18 protein-coding genes and 1 tRNA gene are annotated in these 18855 nt (G+C 36.1%); 9 read left to right on the top strand and 10 right to left on the bottom strand.

Annotation, left to right across the window (positions count from 1 at the left end; all coding sequences use genetic code 11):
- The first annotated feature begins 1 nt into the window (after window position 1).
- Both KYG33_RS21195 and KYG33_RS21190 read left to right on the top strand, forming a co-directional pair.
- Window positions 2-472, top strand: coding sequence for a hypothetical protein (locus KYG33_RS21195; protein WP_219072369.1), 471 nt, complete (start codon window positions 2-4; stop codon window positions 470-472).
- Between the two features lie 194 nt (window positions 473-666).
- Window positions 667-1509 (top strand): prephenate dehydrogenase, encoded by an 843-nt coding sequence (locus KYG33_RS21190; RefSeq protein WP_219072368.1) that lies wholly within the window; start codon window positions 667-669, stop codon window positions 1507-1509.
- Between the two features lie 111 nt (window positions 1510-1620).
- Here KYG33_RS21190 and KYG33_RS21185 read toward each other — a convergent pair whose 3' ends face one another.
- A complete protein-coding gene (locus tag KYG33_RS21185; RefSeq protein ID WP_077415460.1) occupies window positions 1621-3039 on the bottom strand; it encodes an L-serine ammonia-lyase in 1419 nt (472 codons plus the stop codon).
- Window positions 3040-3215: 176 nt separating this feature from the next.
- Between KYG33_RS21185 and KYG33_RS21180 the strand changes: the two genes are divergently transcribed.
- Window positions 3216-3794, top strand: a complete 579-nt coding sequence (locus tag KYG33_RS21180; RefSeq protein ID WP_077415462.1) for a Crp/Fnr family transcriptional regulator — start codon at window positions 3216-3218, stop codon at window positions 3792-3794.
- Window positions 3795-3853: 59 nt separating this feature from the next.
- Window positions 3854-4477: an FMN-dependent NADH-azoreductase gene (locus tag KYG33_RS21175; RefSeq protein WP_219072367.1), complete on the top strand. Its 624-nt coding sequence runs from the start codon at window positions 3854-3856 to the stop codon at window positions 4475-4477.
- A 69-nt stretch (window positions 4478-4546) separates the two neighbouring features.
- Here KYG33_RS21175 and KYG33_RS21170 read toward each other — a convergent pair whose 3' ends face one another.
- The 6 genes from KYG33_RS21170 to KYG33_RS21145 all read right to left on the bottom strand — a co-directional run bounded on the left by KYG33_RS21170 (window position 4547) and on the right by KYG33_RS21145 (window position 9906).
- Window positions 4547-5890: an ammonium transporter gene (locus tag KYG33_RS21170; protein WP_077415466.1), complete on the bottom strand. Its 1344-nt coding sequence runs from the start codon at window positions 5888-5890 to the stop codon at window positions 4547-4549.
- A gap of 100 nt (window positions 5891-5990) precedes the next feature.
- Complete coding sequence (locus KYG33_RS21165; protein ID WP_180565428.1) at window positions 5991-6638, bottom strand: alpha/beta hydrolase; 648 nt, start codon at window positions 6636-6638, stop codon at window positions 5991-5993.
- Between the two features lie 123 nt (window positions 6639-6761).
- Window positions 6762-7388 carry a YceI family protein gene (locus tag KYG33_RS21160; RefSeq protein ID WP_047381173.1) on the bottom strand — a complete coding sequence of 209 codons (627 nt, stop codon included), beginning with the start codon at window positions 7386-7388 and terminating at the stop codon, window positions 6762-6764.
- 78 nt (window positions 7389-7466) lie between these two features.
- Complete coding sequence (locus tag KYG33_RS21155; RefSeq protein WP_077415469.1) at window positions 7467-8033, bottom strand: YceI family protein; 567 nt, start codon at window positions 8031-8033, stop codon at window positions 7467-7469.
- A 143-nt stretch (window positions 8034-8176) separates the two neighbouring features.
- On the bottom strand, window positions 8177-9226 hold the full coding sequence (locus tag KYG33_RS21150) for a glucokinase (RefSeq protein ID WP_077415471.1): 1050 nt from the start codon (window positions 9224-9226) through the stop codon (window positions 8177-8179).
- A 116-nt stretch (window positions 9227-9342) separates the two neighbouring features.
- Entirely contained in the window at window positions 9343-9906 is a 564-nt protein-coding gene (locus KYG33_RS21145; RefSeq protein WP_077415473.1) for a hypothetical protein, read from the bottom strand.
- 331 nt (window positions 9907-10237) lie between these two features.
- Between KYG33_RS21145 and KYG33_RS21140 the strand changes: the two genes are divergently transcribed.
- Both KYG33_RS21140 and KYG33_RS21135 read left to right on the top strand, forming a co-directional pair.
- Window positions 10238-11620 carry a DUF1800 family protein gene (locus KYG33_RS21140; protein ID WP_219072366.1) on the top strand — a complete coding sequence of 461 codons (1383 nt, stop codon included), beginning with the start codon at window positions 10238-10240 and terminating at the stop codon, window positions 11618-11620.
- 195 nt (window positions 11621-11815) lie between these two features.
- On the top strand, window positions 11816-13000 hold the full coding sequence (locus KYG33_RS21135) for a DUF1501 domain-containing protein (RefSeq protein WP_180565426.1): 1185 nt from the start codon (window positions 11816-11818) through the stop codon (window positions 12998-13000).
- Between the two features lie 306 nt (window positions 13001-13306).
- Here KYG33_RS21135 and KYG33_RS21130 read toward each other — a convergent pair whose 3' ends face one another.
- From KYG33_RS21130 to KYG33_RS21120, 3 genes are all read right to left on the bottom strand, one after another.
- Complete coding sequence (locus tag KYG33_RS21130; RefSeq protein WP_164723343.1) at window positions 13307-13444, bottom strand: hypothetical protein; 138 nt, start codon at window positions 13442-13444, stop codon at window positions 13307-13309.
- Between the two features lie 65 nt (window positions 13445-13509).
- Entirely contained in the window at window positions 13510-14529 is a 1020-nt protein-coding gene (locus KYG33_RS21125) for a helix-turn-helix transcriptional regulator (protein ID WP_077415479.1), read from the bottom strand.
- Between the two features lie 70 nt (window positions 14530-14599).
- A complete protein-coding gene (locus KYG33_RS21120; protein WP_077415481.1) occupies window positions 14600-14935 on the bottom strand; it encodes a HopJ type III effector protein in 336 nt (111 codons plus the stop codon).
- Between the two features lie 751 nt (window positions 14936-15686).
- Here KYG33_RS21120 and KYG33_RS22650 point away from each other — a divergent pair.
- The 3 genes from KYG33_RS22650 to KYG33_RS21105 all read left to right on the top strand — a co-directional run bounded on the left by KYG33_RS22650 (window position 15687) and on the right by KYG33_RS21105 (window position 18702).
- Complete coding sequence (locus KYG33_RS22650; protein WP_411267053.1) at window positions 15687-16487, top strand: RtcB family protein; 801 nt, start codon at window positions 15687-15689, stop codon at window positions 16485-16487.
- Between the two features lie 102 nt (window positions 16488-16589).
- Window positions 16590-16702, top strand: a tRNA-OTHER gene (locus tag KYG33_RS21110).
- A 245-nt stretch (window positions 16703-16947) separates the two neighbouring features.
- Window positions 16948-18702: a hypothetical protein gene (locus tag KYG33_RS21105; protein ID WP_219072364.1), complete on the top strand. Its 1755-nt coding sequence runs from the start codon at window positions 16948-16950 to the stop codon at window positions 18700-18702.
- The last annotated feature ends 153 nt before the right edge of the window (window positions 18703-18855 follow it).

Genomic DNA, 18855 nt, shown 5'->3' with positions numbered 1-18855 from the left:
AATGATGAAAAACTTTTTAATCCCTTTAATATTATCCTTCGTCTTTTGGAGTTGTAAAGAAAGGAACAAAAAGGAATGGGAAAATGTTAAAAAAGAACAAAACTCAACTTTGATTGAAGAGCAATTTCAACCCGCAATGACAACAAATGTAAATTTGAATAAAAACTTAATTGATTTCAAAGGCTTTTATAACATTTGCACAGCAAATGAGAGAAAGGATTCTATTAAATCTGAAACATGTTACGAAATAACAATTAAATCAGATTTAGCTTTTATTGATGCTAATACGTCATTGTGTAAAGGAAATTATAAAATTGAGCAGATTCAAAATAATGAAATCAATTTGATAAATGAAAATCATGATAACTGCAATTTTAAAATTAAAAAAGAAAAAAACACTTATTTTATTCAGGGAGTTGGAGGTAAGGCAACATTCAATGAATGGATACAATTAAAAAAGACCACCAATTAATATAATCTATATATAATTTAGAAAAGAAATTTCGTTTCATTTGAAAAATATTTTTACCTTTGCCTTGTGAATTTTAACAACGGAACATATTATTATAGAATTTTTACCTCAGCTCTGGGATAGGGATTCTTATGAATATAATTTAAAACCTCGTCCTAGGGACGAGGTTTTTTTATTTTAAAAAATGTAAAAAGATGAAAATAAGTATTATTGGAGTAGGATTGATTGGAGGTTCAATGGCTTTGAAATTAAGAGAGAAAAACGTGGCCAGCTTCATCTACGGAATCGATAACAATACACAGCATATCAGTGACGCATTAGATCTGAAAATAATTGATGCCGGTGTAGATCTGGAGCATGGGATTAAAAATTCGGATCTGATTATTCTTGCCATTCCTGTAGATGCTGCCAGAAAACTGTTGCCTTCTGTTCTTGACCTTGTGTCTGATCAGCAGACGGTAATGGATGCAGGCTCTACCAAAGCTGGAATAGTAAATGCTGTAAAAAACCATCCGAAACGTTCAAGATTTGTAGCGTTCCACCCGATGTGGGGAACAGAAAACAATGGTCCGAAATCTGCCATTGCTGAAAGTTTCTCCGGAAAAGCAGGAGTGATATGTAACAAAGAAGAATCGGCAGATGATGCATTGAGCACCGTTGAAAAGGTGGTCAATGCCCTTGATATGCACATGATTTACATGGATGCAAAAGATCACGATGTTCACACTGCTTACATCTCTCATATTTCCCATATTACTTCTTATGCCCTTGCCAATACTGTATTGGAAAAAGAACGTGAGGAGGAAACTATTTTTCAGCTTGCCAGTTCCGGTTTCTCAAGTACGGTACGTCTTGCCAAGTCGCATCCTGAAATGTGGGTTCCCATCTTTAAACAAAACAAAGAAAATGTGCTGGATGTACTGAACGAACATATCTCTCAGCTTAGAAAATTCAAATCTGCCCTTGAAAAAGAGAACTATGAATACCTTGAAGAACTGATTACCAATGCCAACAGGATTAGAGGAATTTTAAGATAAAATCTCTTTATACAATACTAAAAGCCCAATGGTTTTTACTTTTATTTTATTAAGAAACCCTTAGTCAGTAATGTCTAAGGGTTTTATATTGTTAAAACAGCTTTATTTCTATTAACATTCCGGAACGTTTACCGCGATGGCTAATCCACCTTCTGAAGTTTCTTTAAAACGGTCACTCATGGACTGAGCGGTTTCCCACATCGTCTGGATCACCTCATCCAATGTTACTTTGGCTTTGGTAGGATCACTTTCCAATGCGATATTCGCTGCTGTAATCGCTTTCATCGCTCCCATTGTATTTCTTTCAATACACGGAATCTGTACCAGTCCTTTGATTGGGTCACAGGTTAATCCAAGGTGATGTTCCATTGCAATTTCTGCTGCCATCAATACCTGTCCGACACTTCCACCCAAAATCTCCGTAAGCCCGGCAGCTGCCATTGCGGAAGAAACCCCAATTTCGGCCTGACATCCTCCCATCGCTGCAGAAATGGTTGCGTTTTTCTTGAATAACGTCCCTATTTCTCCTGCCACGAGCAGGAATCTTACAATATCATCTTCACTGATAAACGGTGTAAATGCCTGAGCATACATCAATACTGCCGGAATTACTCCACTTGCGCCATTAGTAGGTGCGGTGATAATTCTTCCGAAACTTGCATTCTCTTCATTCACAGCCAGTGCAAAACAGGCGATCCATTTGTTGATATTCGTAAAGTTTTCTTCAGCATCTACAACCTGCTGGAACCATTCATCCTTATTTTTATAAATTTTGTCTCCTAACAGTTTTCTGTTGATTCCTGCTGCTCTTCGGGAAACATTCAGTCCGCCAGGAAGAATTCCTTCTTTATTTACGCCTTTATAAATACATTCTTTAATCTGCTGCCAGATGTAAAGCGCCTCCTGTCTCGTTTCTTCCTGAGTTCTCCAGCTTTCTTCATTCATGAAAATTAAATCTGAAATCTTATTAAGCCCAAGTTTCTCGCAATATTTTGCAATATCAGAAGCTTTATGACAAGGATATAATGTACGTACGCATTGTTTCTGAATAGAGTTTTTTTCCTGGCTGGCAATAAAACCTCCTCCTACAGAATAAAAATCCTGTACAAGCTCGGTTCCATCTTCAAAAACAGCTCTGAAGATCATTCCATTCGGGTGAAAATCAAGGCTTTTTTTCATATTCAAAATCAAATGATGTCCATAAACAAATGGAATCACCTTCTCCCCTCCCAGATGAATGGTTTGAGTACTTTTGATGTACTCTATTTTCTCATCAATTTTTGAAGTATTGATCGTCTTAAAATCTTCCCCATTCAAACCAAGCATTCCTGCAATATCAGTTCCGTGCCCAATCCCCGTTTTTGCGAGCGAGCCAAAAAATTCAAGAAAAACCTCTTTAACTTCTTCGATTGATCTTTCTCTTTTAATAATCCTGATAAATGCAGCTGCTGCATTCCAAGGTCCCATCGTATGCGAACTGGACGGGCCTATTCCTACTTTAATAATCTCAAAAACCGATATTGATTCCATAAATGATTCGTCATTTTCCTCAAAAACAAAGATACATGATAAATCCTAATATATGCATAGCAAAATCCCAGATTTATTCGGTTTTCATAAGCCATGAAATGAATTTATGACAAGTATTTTTGTACATTAGCCTATACTGTTGAATCTATTATTTAAGTGTCTTTTAATCATTTTGAATGGAAACATTAATTAAAAATATTTCACAACACATCAAATTAAGCCCGGAAGAAATTTCTATTTTTAAAAGTTTCTGGACGGAAAAAACATTGGAAAAAGGAGAATTCCTTTTAAGAAACGGGGAAATATGCCGCCATGACAGCTATATTGTTTCGGGCGTATTGAAAGCTTTCTGCATTAATGCTGACAATGGAAATGAAGAAATTCTTTTTTTAGCAATTGACCATTGGTGGGCAACAGATATCGCCAGTTTTTCAAAACAAAAAGCATCCATCTATAATATACAGGCTGTTGAAAAAACCCGCCTTTTACAGATCAGCCATCCGTCTTTTCAAAAAATGCTGGAAGAAATTCCATCTTTAGAAAAATACTTCAGGATTATTTTAGAAGGTTATCTTGGAACACTCGAAAAAAGAGTGGTATTTAATCATATGCACAAAGCTGAACAAAAGTATTATGATTTTCTGGAAACTTATCCCAGTATTGCATCCAGAGTTCCTCAATATCTCATTGCTTCTTACCTGGGAGTATCTGCTGAATTTATAAGCAGAATTCGGAAAAAAAATAAATCCTCTTGAACTAGATCAATTTCTTTGGCATAAATAATCAGGAATTTTGCTGTTATAAATTATAACAAATGAAAATACTGATTATCAATGCAAGTGTAAGAAACGAAAGATCTTACAGCAGAAAACTAACCAAACTCTTCGTTGAAAACTGGAAGACCAAATACCCTCAGGATACATTTACCTGGCGGGAAGCCGGAATTGACACTATTCCCAACATTAATGAATCCTGGATTGCAGGGGCATTCAAAAAACCGGCAGACAAAACTGAAGAAAATCAAAAACCTTTGCAGCTCAGTGATGAATTGGTCAAAGAACTCAAAGAACATGATATCTATGTCATTGGAACTCCTATGTATAACTGGTCTATTCCAAGCGGTTTAAAAGCTTATATTGACCAGGTAATGAGAATCAATGAAACCTGGAAATTCAGATCCGGAGTTCCGGACGGAGATTATGCGGGGCTTCTTGAAAACAAAAAGCTCTTTATTCTATCAACCCGCGGTGATACCGGATATGGAGAAAATGAAAAGAACGGACACGTTAATTTTCAAACGACTTATCTTAAACATATTTTCGGAATCATGGGTGTAAACGATGTCACCATTCATTCCTTAGATAATGAGGAATTTGGAGGTGAAGTCTTTGAAAATTCTAAAAATAAAATCTTCGAAACTATTCATTCTATTCATTAAGATGATGAAAGATCTTTAAACTTTTACAGGTTTTCAGGGCATTAGGTTATCAATATGCCCTGTTTTTTATCAACTGAAACTTTCCTCATGCTGAGACAGATCAAGCCCTTTGTTTTCAGACTCTTCGGAAACTCTTAAGGTGATCATTGAATCTGTAAGTTTATATAAAATGAATGAACCCAAAAATGTAAAAACAGAAACCAGAACCAAAGCAGCCATATGATGAAGAAAAACATCAATTCCTCCATGAAGCAGGCTCGCTTTTTCACCATGAGCAAAGACAGCAGTAAGGATCATTCCCATAATTCCTCCTACTCCATGGCAGGCAAAAACATCCAAAGTATCATCTATTTTCTTTAACCCTTTCCAGTTGACCATTATATTTGAAACTATAGCTGTAATAAATCCTATAAAAAGACTTTCCTGAATACTCACAAAACCACATCCGGGAGTAATGGCCACCAGCCCTACTACAGCGCCGATACAGGCTCCCAAAGCGGAAACACTTCTGCCATTGATTCTATCGAAAAAGATCCAGGTCATCATCGCGGAAGCGGAGGCTATTGTAGTTGTTCCAAAAGCAGTAGCTGCAGAAGCAGAAGCACTCAACGCAGATCCTGCATTAAATCCGAACCATCCAAACCACAACATTCCTGTCCCTAGAAGTACATAGGGAATATTGGAAGGCTCATGATGGGGATTTTTTCTGTTTCCTACTACCAAAGCTCCGGCAAGTGCTGCAAAACCGGCACTCATGTGTACAACGGTTCCGCCTGCAAAGTCTTTCACTCCAAAATATTTGTTTAAAAGACCGTCAGGATGCCATACCATATGACAAAGTGGTGTATAAATAAAAATACTGAAAAGGACAATGAATAATAAATAAGAAATAAAACGAACCCTTTCGGCAAATGATCCGGTAATAATTGCAGGGGTAATAACTGCAAATTTCATTTGAAATAAAGCAAAAAGAATAAAAGGTATCGTAGGAGCCATCATTTTATGAGGAAGATTTCCAACTCCGCTAAAAAATGGATAACTGAGCGGATTTCCAATGATTCCGTAATGTTTTCCGGCAATGGTAATCCCCAAAGATTCACCGAAAGACAAAGAAAAACCTACTACTACCCAGACCATAGAGATAACTCCTAAGGCAATAAAACTCTGTAGCATGGTAGAAATCACGTTTTTTCTGCCAACCATTCCTCCGTAAAAGAAAGACAGTCCGGGTGTCATCAACAGAACAAGCCCAGCGGCAGCCAGAATCCAGGCAACATCCGCGCCTACAATTTTATCTTCACTTAAAAATTCTCCGGTATCAGGAATATCGGTATCCGGACTCCAGAATAAACCACCAATGGCAACAAGTGTAATCACTGAGAATGAAACGATCCATTTTAATCCTATTTTCATAAAATTTATATTTAACCCTATCAAATTTAAATATAAATTCTATAAAAAATACATTTTTAAAACAAACACCCCTTAAAAAAATATTCAAGCAATAATATTTCTATTTTTCACAAAATACTTCATTCAATATTTTTGAAACTTCCTTGGATTTCGTAGCAGGAAAAAGATGGGTCCCTCCTTTTATTATATAATCCGGATTGGAATAACGGATTGGGAAAACAATGTCTTTATCCCCTAAGATCTGAATCACATTTGGATTTTCTTTAAACTTCCACTCGGAAACTTTTTCTACAGACCATTTCAGATAATAAGGATCTCTTACTTTAAAATATTGCAGAAGTTTAGGGTTTTTAGGATCAAAAAGCTTTCGGATAACAGCATATACATTGGCAGCTTTATCGTTGAACAAACCTACCGGTAATATCCTGGGGATTTTGGTCATCTCACCTGTCCTGATGAATTTTGATTTTTCTTTATCAGATTTTATGCTTCCTAGGATCACAACTTTCTCCGCAGGTTTCAATTGGTTAATCTCCTGCACAATAATTCCTCCAAAAGAATATCCCAACAGGCAGAACGGCTCAGAATCATCTACTTTATCTGCCATTCTCTTAACATAGGCATCAAAAGGTTCATTTTTTTCAGGGATAAGCCAATCTATAAAAATCAATTCATAGTGTTTGGGAAACTCTATTCTCTCAAGGACTTTAAAGTCTGCTCCCAGACCACTGACGATATAAATTTTCATACTACGAATTTATAAAAAATACAGGGAACAGTGAATGATTAAGTCAATCTTTGATGCAACAAGGGCATAAAAAATGAGCAGCTCTGATGAACTGCTCATTTTTATATTGATTGTATATTAATCTTATTTTTTCTTTTTCGGAGCTCTATTCTCGTTATCCAGCATTTCTGTAGTAACTTTGAATTGGATATCCATTTCGTTCTTAATGAAATAATCTTTCAGTGAAGACTGATAGAATACTTTAAAGTCTCTTCTGTTCAGAGAGAACTTCGCAGATTCAATAGAGGTTGTAAACTGAGTAACATATACATTCGCAGGGAAAGAAATTGTTTTTCTTACTCCTTTAAGGGTAAGGTCTCCGTATACTGTAGAATTGTATTCACTGTTTGCTAAAGGAATAATTTTAGTCAAATGGAATTTTGCAATAGGGAATTTTTTTACTTCAAAGAAATTTGTGCTTTTCAGATCATTAGTAAGTTTGATTTGATCTTCATCAGAAACATCTCCCGCCATCATACTTCTCATATCTATTACAAATTCTCCATCTACCAGAACCGTGTGGTCAAAGTTGAATTTTCCGCTCTTTAGCTTTACTGTTCCTGAGTGGGAAGATGCTTCGGTTTTCACCACTTTATACCCCCACCATCTGATCTCTGATGAAGTCACTTTTGCAACCTTATCAAATTTCTTTTGGGCAGAAACAAATGATATACTTGCGCACACCATAGCAAACAATAGTAATCTTTTCATTCTTTTTTATTTACAATTCAACAAAAATAAAAAAAAGTGTAGAACTTCTACACTTTTAATAATCTTTTTTTGATTAATTTATTGAGCAGTTACTTTTACAAGCATTTCAATATCATCTTTCACAAAAACATCCTGCATTGTAGACTTATAAGCTACATCAAATTTTTGTCTGTCGAAAGCGAATTTATTTGAAACCAGGCTTACTACTCCTTTGCTGTAAGAAATCTTAGCAGGGAAAGTAATTGGGTTTGTTTTTCCTTTTACAGTAAGGTTTCCTGTTACAAGAGAACTGTAGATTTTATCGCTGTTTTTCTTGATTCCAGTGATTTTAAAGCTTGCAGTAGGGAATTTTTCAACTTCAAAGAAATCACCATTCTTAAGGTGTCCGTTTAATTTTTGCTGATATTCTCCTGTAAGGTCAGTTGAGCTGATAGAAGTCATATCCAATACGAAGCTTCCACCTACCAATTGGTTTCCTTTCATGATCATATCTCCAGACTTTACTTTCACTGTACCGTCGTGAGAACTTGCTTCAGATTTTGCTACTTTATATCCCCACCAGTGTACATCAGACGCTACTACTTTTTTTGACTGTCCGAAAGCTAAACCACCAGCTAAAACTGCTAATAAAAATATTTTTTTCATTGAATAGAGTTATTTACTTATTTAATAACACAAAGGTAGGTATCTTATTCAATAGATTTCATTGATGTACATCAATAAAAATTATTATTTTCATGAATAATATCATCTCATAAAAAAACTCCGAATTTCTTCGGAGCTCTGTTTTATACCTGATAGTAAGCTGTATAAAGTGCTATACCATTTAATGCTGTATGATTTTGCTTGACCAAATAGATCGGAATATTTTTAAGCATTCCTTCCATTTTATCACTGATCTTGAATTTTTCATAGAATTTTGCCTTATCTATATATTCTCTGACCATCTGAGGAATATCTCCCGAAATCAGTAATCCTCCGGTAGCTTTTACTTTTAATGTCAGGTTATTTGCTTCTCTTGCCAGAAACTCAAGGAAAGTGTCTAAAGCTATTTTGCAGATCAATACATTCTCCTCGATTGCCGCTTTATAAAGTTCTTCCACAAAATTCCCTTGTGCAAGGCGCTCTCCCAACCATTCCGGTTCAGGATGCCTTTTTACATCCCTTAAAAATCTATAGATATTGAATAACCCTGACTTTGAAAGTACATTTTCCCAGCTTACAATACCATAGATATTGTTTAGGAACTGGTAAAATTCAACCTCTACATTGGTTCTTGGTGAAAATTCTGAATGTCCTCCTTCTGTAGCGAAAGGTCTCAGGTATTTTCCGTCAAAGAAATATCCGGCTTCACCCAATCCGTTTCCGGGAGCAAGAACCGCTACATTTCCTTTTTCAAGATGTCCGCTTGTATAAATAGCTTCAAGGTCGTTATCTTCAAGAAGAGCCATTCCGTAGGCAGAAGCCTCAAGGTCATTCAGCATGTCTACTTTTTCGAACCCGAAATCACGGGCATATTCTTCAACATCTAAATTCCAGCCCAATCTTGCAGGACTGCTTTTTCCGTCAAGTACAGGACCTGGCACTGCCATTCCCAGACGTTTTACATTTTGCAACTGGTTATCCTGAATAAACTTCTTTAAAATATCTGAAAAAGAAGTGTATTCTTTGGTTGCATATTTATTTTGTACTTTTATCTCAAGACCTCCGTTCCCGGAAACAAAATAGCCTAAGATCGTTATATCTTCACGGAGACTTGCCCCAATGATAGAAACATTATCATTATTACTGTTCTCTACTCCTGGTAAATAAAGTGGAAATTTTGGATTCAGAATCATAACCTCAAATTTTACCAAATATAATAATTGTTTTTGTAAATCCTGCACAGAACAAAAAAACCTTTCCACTTTCGTGAAAAGGTTTTGGTTAATAATTGTTTATATATTAAATCTAACTACTTTCCTAATGGAATATTGTAACCGAATCCTACACCGATATTCCCCACATTATAGTCCTGACCTGGCAAATCTCCTTTTGTTCCTACAAAAACCTTTTGGTATTGTACGAAGAAATTCCAGTCTCTGTTGTGGTAACCGATCTCCGGTTTAAGGTAGAAACCTCCGCTTGCTCTTTCAACATTGGTGTTGGATGCCACTGTTTTATCTCCTACCAGGAAACCATATCCTAAATCTGTTCCGAAATAGAAACCTGTTTGTTTTGGATAAATTCTGATTAAAGCGGCTACAGGAACTACTCCTACATCATTATTTTTATATCCGTTGTTCTCTTTTCCAAAGTAGTGAGTATATCCTGATGCAATACCTAATCCAAATCCTGGTGTAATAAGGTTCTGGTAAGCTACATCCACTCCTACTGCAGCGGAAAGATTATCAGCGGGAACTGCTAAACCAACATTTGCACCTACTTTGATCATATTATTCATCTGTGAACTTTGGGCGCTTGCTATACCTGCTGTTAAAACACCAGCCAGTACTATTGCTTGTTTAAACATTTTCATAACTCTATTTTTTAAATTTTACTAAACAATAGGATGTAAAAATCATGCCAAGCAAGGTTTTTTTTCTTGTTTTAACACCATTGAAAATCATAAAATAATGAATATCAATATCTTATTTTTAACAAAATTTAAATATTTGTTTAACAAAAATTATCAAAAAAGTACTCTTAAAAAGTGAATTAAAGAAAAAAGGTCGGGAGCTATTATATAGCAGCATATTACTTCCAGCCTCCATCTTCTAGCTTCCAGCTCTAACAACAATATTAACAATCCTTAACCCGTTATTATTTTAACCTTTTTCTTCAAAGCGTATCAAAAAAATAAATTCCTCATGACAGCTGATTCATTATTAAAAAACAAGCATCTTCTTTGGCGGGCAGGTTTTGGTGTAGGCATTCATCAAATTGATGATTTGAAAAACAAAAGCATTAAAACCTTAGTGGCTGAATTATTGAAAGAGGACAGTTTCAGTGAGATCACCTATGACACTCCTGATCCGGATTCGGCAGTGGATTACATGAACAGTACAGCTCCCGCAGAAAAGAAAAAAGAAATGCAGCGACTCAACAGGGAGCAAAACAATGAACTGAATCTCAATTTTCTGAATACAATTGTAAACAGCAGAGAACAGATGAGGGAAAAGATGGCGTTCTTCTGGCATGGGCATTTTGCTTCAAGAGTGGTCAACCCAAGGTTCAACAAACAACTTTTAAATACTCTCCGAAAGAATGCATTGGGAAATTTTAAAGATCTGCTTTTTGAAGTAAGCCAGTCGACAGCCATGCTTAATTTTCTTAATAATCAACAGAATAAAAAGGATCATCCTAATGAGAATTTCGCCCGTGAGGTGATGGAACTGTTTACTATGGGAAGGGGCAATTATACTGAAAAAGACGTAAGAGAAGGTGCCAGAGCTTTTACGGGATGGAGTTATGATAAGGAAGGAAATTTCAGAGAAAGGAAAAACCTCCATGATGAAGGCGCAAAGACTTTTTTAGGTAAAACGGGCAACTTTGATGGAAGCGATGTGCTCAATATTATTTTGGAACAGAAGGCAACAGCACAGTTTATAACAACGAAAATCTATAAATTCTTCGTTAATGAAAAACCCGATCAGGATATTGTCAACAAACTGAGTACAAATTTCTATAATTCAGGATATGACATCAAAAAGCTGATGACTGAAATATTTTCAAGCACCTGGTTTTATGAGCAAAAGAATATCGGCAACCGTATAAAATCACCCATAGAACTGATGGCCGGTATGATGAGAATACTTCCTATGCATATTCAGAATCCTGAAAACCTCATCGTGTACCAGAAATTATTGGGACAGATGCTGCTCTATCCGCCTAATGTAGCAGGATGGCCGAACGGAAAAGCATGGATAGACAGTTCTACCCTGATGGTAAGACTTCAGATTCCACAGATATGGTCAGGGCTTCGCCCATTGGAATACAGTCCGCGACAGGATGATGATATCGATATGGGAATGAAATCCCGGGAAACAGCTTTAAACAAAAGCTTTAAAAATCCAAATATCACCATAGACTGGGAGCGTATTGAAAAGCTCTTCGCCAATAAAAACTGTGAAGATTATCTTCTGCAGAATACTCAAAGTCTCGATATGAACTCTGTAAAGAATTTTTCTGACAAGAGTATAAAAATGAATGTCATCAACCTGATGTCTACCCCGGAATACCAGTTAATGTAGGTTGCAGGTTTTAGGTTCCAGGCAGCAGGTAATAGTGAACTGTCGTTTGACTTTAGAACCTTTTATTTACTATATAATTTTTCATAAAAGTTTTATAAAAACAAATAGTAGTAAAAATATAGCACAGTCCTCCAACCTAAAAACTGCCACCTGTCATCTGCTACCTATTATCTCCTTTACCCTAAAAACAAAATTATGTTAATCAAAAGAAGAGAATTCCTCAAAATAAGTTCACTGGCTACCGCTTCTATGCTAATGCCTAATTTCTTAAAAGCCATGACGCTGGATGAGGCTCTGAATCCCAATCAGAACATTCTGGTAGTTCTTCAGTTTACAGGAGGAAATGACGGCCTGAATACGATTATTCCAGCTAAAAATGATATTTATTTCAGAGAAAGAAAAACACTGGCTATTCAGGATTCAATACCGCTGACTGATGAAGCAGGAATCAATCCGTCACTATCCTATTTTAAAGAACTCTTTGACAATGGAGAACTTTCTGTAATGAATAATGTAGGGTATCCCAACCCTGACAAATCCCATTTCCGAAGTATGGATATCTGGCAGTCAGCAAGCAGAAGTGATCAGTTTCTGGAAACAGGCTGGCTGGGACGTTTTCTTGACGAAGAATGCTACCGATGCGACCACCCTACCCAGGCACTGGAAGTAGATGATATGTTGAGTCTTGCCTTAAAAGGAGAAAATAATAAGGCTTTTGCCTTTAAAGATCCTAAAAGACTCTACCAAACCAGTCAGGAAAAGTATTTTAAATCTCTCTACGACCATCATCACGATGATGAAACTGTGTCTTATCTTTATCAGACTCTAGGCTCAACCATCAATAATGCCGATTATATCTTTGAAAAAAGTAAAACAAAAAAAACAGAACAGGTTTATCCAAATTCCCAGTTGGGAAAAGACTTTAAGACCGTTGCTTCTTTAATAAAATCTGATATCAATACACAGGTTTATTATCTTTCGATCGGAAGTTTTGATACCCATGTCAATCAGAATGACCGACAGAAAAAGTTATTCAATGATATCAATGAAGCTGTAAAATCATTTGTTGCCGATATGAAAAGTAACGGACTTTTCAATAATATCCTGCTGATGACATTCTCAGAATTTGGGCGCCGTGTGGCTCAGAATGCCAGCAACGGAACAGACCACGGGACAGCTAATCAAATGTTTTTTATCAGCGGAAACCTTAAAAAGAAAGGCATTCTGAATGCTCTTCCCGATTTACAGAATCTGAATGACGGCGACCTAATCTACAAAGAAGATTTCAGAAAAGTATATGCTACCATCCTGAAAAACTGGCTTAAAGCAGATTCTTCTAAAGTATTGGGATGGAAGGATGGGATTTATGATTTTGTGTAGAAAAACCGAAATTCCTACGGAATGACACAATTGTAATGATAGTTTATCCGTACAGTTTGTCATTCCGTAAGAATCCAGCCGATGTTATCTGTCAGAAAACAGCATTGGAGAAAGCTATTCCATAAGAAATATTTGAGTTGAAGACTTAGGAATTTCCCTCCTTCGGAAGGGTGTCGAAAATTCAAAGAATTTTTGACGGGGTGGTTCTCAGCATTCACCAAAAATATCCATTACAACAAAAAAAGAGACTGTACATAACTCTGACAGTCTCTTTTCAATAATTTTAAATTTTAACTACTTGTACGTTTAAGCCGTAATCTGCTTTGGTTCTTTTTCTTTCTGATCTTCCTTTTTATCAAGTTTCTCAGATATTTTTTTAACAATATATTCTATCGCTATGGGTGCCAGGATCGCAATTAATGCTTTAAATATTCTTGATTTCATAATATAATATGGTATTGTTAAGTTATTAATACAATTTCCAAGCCAAGATAAAATGGACAAAAAATTTAGTTTTCATCAGGAACAATCAGACTTTGATAGTTTTTACGACCAGCATTGAACTTTTCTTCCATTTTCACTCTTAATTTTCGGGGTTTATGAACAATCAAACTGTCCCCAAACCCAAGCAGCAATCTTTCTAATTCAAAATTGATCTGAACACAAATTTTAAAGAGTGTTCCTTCATTATCTTCTCTAATAATCTCCTGGCTTTTATGTAGCGGTTTAGTCTTCACATAGGGAGCATTTCCTGCATCTACCCAGAAAATCACATTTCTCGGATCCATTGACTCTGAAACGGTAACTCCTACAATATCTTTGAAGTATTCATCGCCATCCAGATCTTTATCAATATAGGGAAGACTTTCATCTGTTTCAATACTTTCCATCCTGTCCAGAGCCAGATTGTACATTTTCTGCTTATAAAGACAGATCAGAAACCAGCGGTTGTTGAATTCCTTCAACAGCTGCGGGTGTACGGTAAATACATTGGATTCTCTTGCCGTAAAGCTTTTGTAAAGAATCTTCAGTACTTTTTTATTGGCAATACTTTCATATAGGATATCAATATGTTCCAGTCCTTTCAGCTGCTCATTTTTATCCAGGTGAATAATTGATTTCTGATTGGTGGCATGAATTGAGTCTTCCAGTTTCTGAATTACCCCATTCATCTCTTTGAACATGGAAAAGTCCTTGAACTGTTTTAAAATCTGAACTGCATTGTTCATGGCCTTCAGATCACTTTCATTCACAGAGATATTATGAATACTATATTCCGGATCACTGTAGCGGTAGTATTTTCTTTCGTAGACTTCAATAGGAGCTTCATACCCGAATTTCTCACTCCGCATATTCTGAAGATCGAGCTGAACCGTCCGTTTACTAACATAAGATTCTTTTCCTTCAAATTCAAATAATGCTTCTGAACATTCGTCAATGAGATCTTCCAGCGTATATTTCCTGTATTTGTTTTTAAGACATTTATCTAATGTTTTATATCGGATCAGAGCGTTTTTATTGGATGACATACCTTAGTGTTTAATGATTGGTGTTTTTAAATAAGCTATTCGCTTATTCGTTTTTGCTCTTTTCTAAAAGTTATTTTTCCTTTAAGGCATTTTCGTCAAAAGTAACCCCTTCCCAGCCAAACTTCATAAAGTTCCGGATATTCTGATGATCACTTCCCTCAGGATTTTTCAATACATCTTCCCTGTAGAATTCACCAAAAAGCCAAAGTGTCTCTTCTTTGGTCAGATCCTGAATGCTTGCAAAGCTGAAAAGCTTACACGAACCATTGTTCTGTCCTGCCTGATTTGTTGTATCTCCGTTTTGAAAAGCTGTAGGAGTAAACTCATAATTTTCATCAATGTAAGCGATAACATCACCAAACTGAATCGTTTCCGGAAAATGTTTTAATTGTTCTAATAGTACCATAACTGCAGATTTTAATTTTGTTTTATATTATTTCAGGCTTATGTACCAATTCACGGATCAGCTTTCTGGCCTTTTTTATAACTTTTTGTAAAAATAATTAAAATTTCTTTATCTACGCAAAACTATTGCGCAATAATGATATTACTTTGCATCATCAAAATGAAACAACATGGAATTTAATGGAAATCATTTAATCGAATTAGGATACAGACCAGCAAAATGGTTTAAAGATGCCATTAGCTATATCAACGAGAATAATCTGGATGAACATCAGATCACAGAGTATCTGGTACAGTTCAAACAGCCGGATATTATTCCGCTTCACGAAACAGCTAAAGATTTTATGATCAACATACGAGCTGAAGACGAAAGTGAAAACGATAATGTGGAAAAAGTAATCAGAACGATGAAAGTTCTGATGAAAACGCCCACACTAATTGGTGGAGCTATCATGCCTGATGCCTGTCCTACAGGTCCTGAAGGTCAGATTCCGGTAGGAGGTGTGGTAATTGCCAAGAATGCGATTCATCCGGGATTCCATAGCGCTGATATCTGTTGTTCAGTGATGCTGACGGATTTTGGAAAAATAAATCCTAAAGAGGTACTGGATGCTGCACATTCTGTAACACACTTCGGATATGGAGGAAGACCAAGAGGTGAGCAGATGCCGATGTCTCAGGAACTGATGGATGCTTTCAGAGAAAATAAATTCTTAAATGATGAAAAACTGATCAGCATTGCCCGTTCTCATATGGGGACTCAGGGAGACGGAAACCACTTCCTTTTTGTAGGAATTTCTAAAAATACCGGAAATACTATGATGGTAACTCATCACGGTTCAAGAGCACCGGGAGCGGCTTTATATGATAAAGGAATGAAGACAGCCAACCGTTTCAGACAGGAACTTTCTCCTGAAACATTGAGAGAAAACGCCTGGATTCCTTATGATACTGAAGAAGGTAAATCCTATTGGGAAGCCCTTCAGCTGATCAGACAATGGACAAAAGAAAACCATACTTCCCTTCATGATGCAGTTTTGAATAAGCTGGAAATGGAGAAGGAAAACAGATATTGGAATGAGCATAACTTCGTTTTCAAAGATGGAGATCTGTTCTATCATGCAAAAGGGGCAACTCCACTGGATGATAAATTCATGCCTGATATCACGGGACCAAGACTGATTCCGTTGAATATGGCAGAACCGGTACTGATTGTTCAGGGAAAAACAAATGAAAGAAACTTAGGTTTTGCACCGCATGGAGCCGGAAGAAATTTCAGCAGAAGCCAGCATAAAAGATCTTTGGCTCATAAAACAACTGAAGAAATTTTCAATGAGGAAACAGAAGGATTAGATATCCGTTTCTATTCCAATGAAGTTGATATTTCTGAGCTTCCGAGCGCTTATAAAAGTGCTAAGAACGTAAGAGCACAGATTGAAGAATACGGACTTTGCGAAGTTTTGGATGAAGTAATGCCTTACGGGTGTATTATGGCCGGAGATGTTGAGAAGAATGCACCATGGAAGAGAAAGAAGAAATATAGAAAAGCATAATTCTTAATTTAAATACAAACCATAAAGGTTGAAAAAAACTAATGACCAACCTTACAGGTATAAAAGCCTGTAAGGTTAATGAAAACTTTTTTCATAACGGCAGGGGCAGTAGCTCAGATGGTTAGAGCAACAAAAATTACTTTTCGCTGCAGGCAACTAAAGTTCCTATAAATCGCCAAGATTGTGGGTCACAGGTTCGAGTCCTGTCTGCTCCTCAAAACAATGAAAATGCTTATATTCACTTATCAGTCATTTTCATATGTTAAAAAAATTAAAGGCAAAGAAAGTTCCTATATTTCCAGATTTACTTTCCGCTTTTTTACACATTATAAGGCAAAGGGAGTTCCTATATTTTTTGGATAAATTACTCCCCGCTTTTTATAAACTATAGGTAAAAGGAGTTCCTATACCCTTCACTTTTAATGAATATACTCCTCACTTATTTTTTTAACTTAAAACAATGAAAACACTACAATTATTCAATGCGGTATTGGCCAGAGAATCAAATGCAGAGCCATTTATTTCTAATGACGGTTTTATTATTGAACCAAATGCAGTTTGGGCAAAGAATGAAATCATCTCTTATTATGCCAAGGAAAAACTGAATGGGAATGATTTGAATAAAACATTTCATAAATCCTGGGAGAAAATAAAAAATACTTCCAGAATAGAATTGTTTTTTGAACAAATCAGACATTATATTTCAACCTATGGAAGTAATTTTCAGAGTGAAATTTATATTCCTGAAGAACTATTGAATGTTCCTGATGCAAAGTTGATTTTTAAAGTAATCAAGGCTTATACAGTAGAAGAAATGCAGGAAAAATGCCTTTCTCTCCTAAAGTCCGGAATCGCTTTGAAAGAAGAAACCATTGATGATTTGCTGTATATGCTGCATACGGAACTGGAATATGATTTCACAGGAAAAGAAAATATCAGAAATAAAGAAGCCATTATAAAAATAGCTGATCTGTACGATATTTATCCTGAAAATCCTGTTGAGTTTTTCCGTTATGTCATTTATAAAACGACGAATACAACGCTTTTAATCAAAAACGATGAATTGATTACTTTAATTAAGCAAAGTAATTTTAATCCAACCTATCTGTTTGAAAGTTTTGGGCAGGAAAAACTGGCAGAAATTTTCAACAGATTTAAGCCTTTATTCCTTTCTTATAAAAACAGAGCTCCCAAAGCCATTAATAAAATTTCAAAGCTCTCTAAAGTAAATCATAAGCCATTGGTCTCAAACCCGTTGAATGATGCTACCAATACATTACTGGAAAACAGTGATTGGCATTGGCTTGAAAATGCGACACCATTTGCATTATTTAAAGCACTGTCAGCGTGTTACTCAAGAATGTATGGTCAGGATACTTTTGTCTACAGAGTCAGAAACGGAAAATCATGGGTGAAAAAAGGTAAGGAAACTTACGTGAATCAATTCAACTATGAATTTATTTTAGATTTCCTGAAACTGAAGTATGAAAATATTTCCGGAAAGAAATTCTATTTTCCTGAGAATGTAGAATTTGCATTACCAACTTCTGAAAAAATGTTTGTTGGAAATATTCCTACCGGAACCCGTTTTTATAGTGAAAGACTGGCAGTAGGTATTTATTGGGAAGATCAGTGGGGAGCCAGTGATCTTGACCTTTCGGGATTGAATATCGCAGGAAAAATAGGTTGGAACGCTGCTTATAATCATGGTGACGGACAATTGATGTATTCAGGAGATATGACTTCTGCTCCCAATGGTGCCGTTGAATATCTTTACGCCAATAAAGGACACTGTGCACCAACACTTGTTATGAATAACGTTTTCAGCGGAGAGTCAAATTGTGGATATAAAATCGTGATCGGAAAGGGAGATGATATTTCCTACGACTATATGATGAACCCTAACCATCTTTTTGCTGAAGCCAGATGTAACTCGGTTCAGAAGCAAATGATTCTGGGAATGCTGGTCACAAAAAACGAAAAGCAATGTTTCGTGCTATTGAATTTCGGAGCCGGACATTCTCATGTTTCAGGAAATAGTGAAGTTTCCACTATGGCAACAAGTGCATTATACCAGCAATGGTTTGAAGCGATGTCTTTCAATGATCTTATTAAAGAACTGGGAGCAGAGATTACAACAGAAAAAGCAGAAGCTGACTTTGATTTTTCTCTGGAAAGCCTGGAAAAAGATAGTTTTATCAGAATTTTTAAATAAATTCTTTCACGTCATCTGATGGTATCAGGTGGCGTTTTTTGTGGATAAAAGTGGCTGGATTCCTTCGGAATGACAAACTATATGGGTAAGACCATCATTACAATTGTGTCATTCCATAGGAATCTAAACATCATATTCTAGTTAGTAAAGAAC

This window comes from Chryseobacterium sp. D764 (assembly GCF_019317325.1).
Taxonomy (GTDB): Bacteria; Bacteroidota; Bacteroidia; order Flavobacteriales; family Weeksellaceae; genus Chryseobacterium.
Note: the sequence above shows the minus strand (reverse complement) of the source record. Positions and strands in the feature narration are given on the sequence as shown.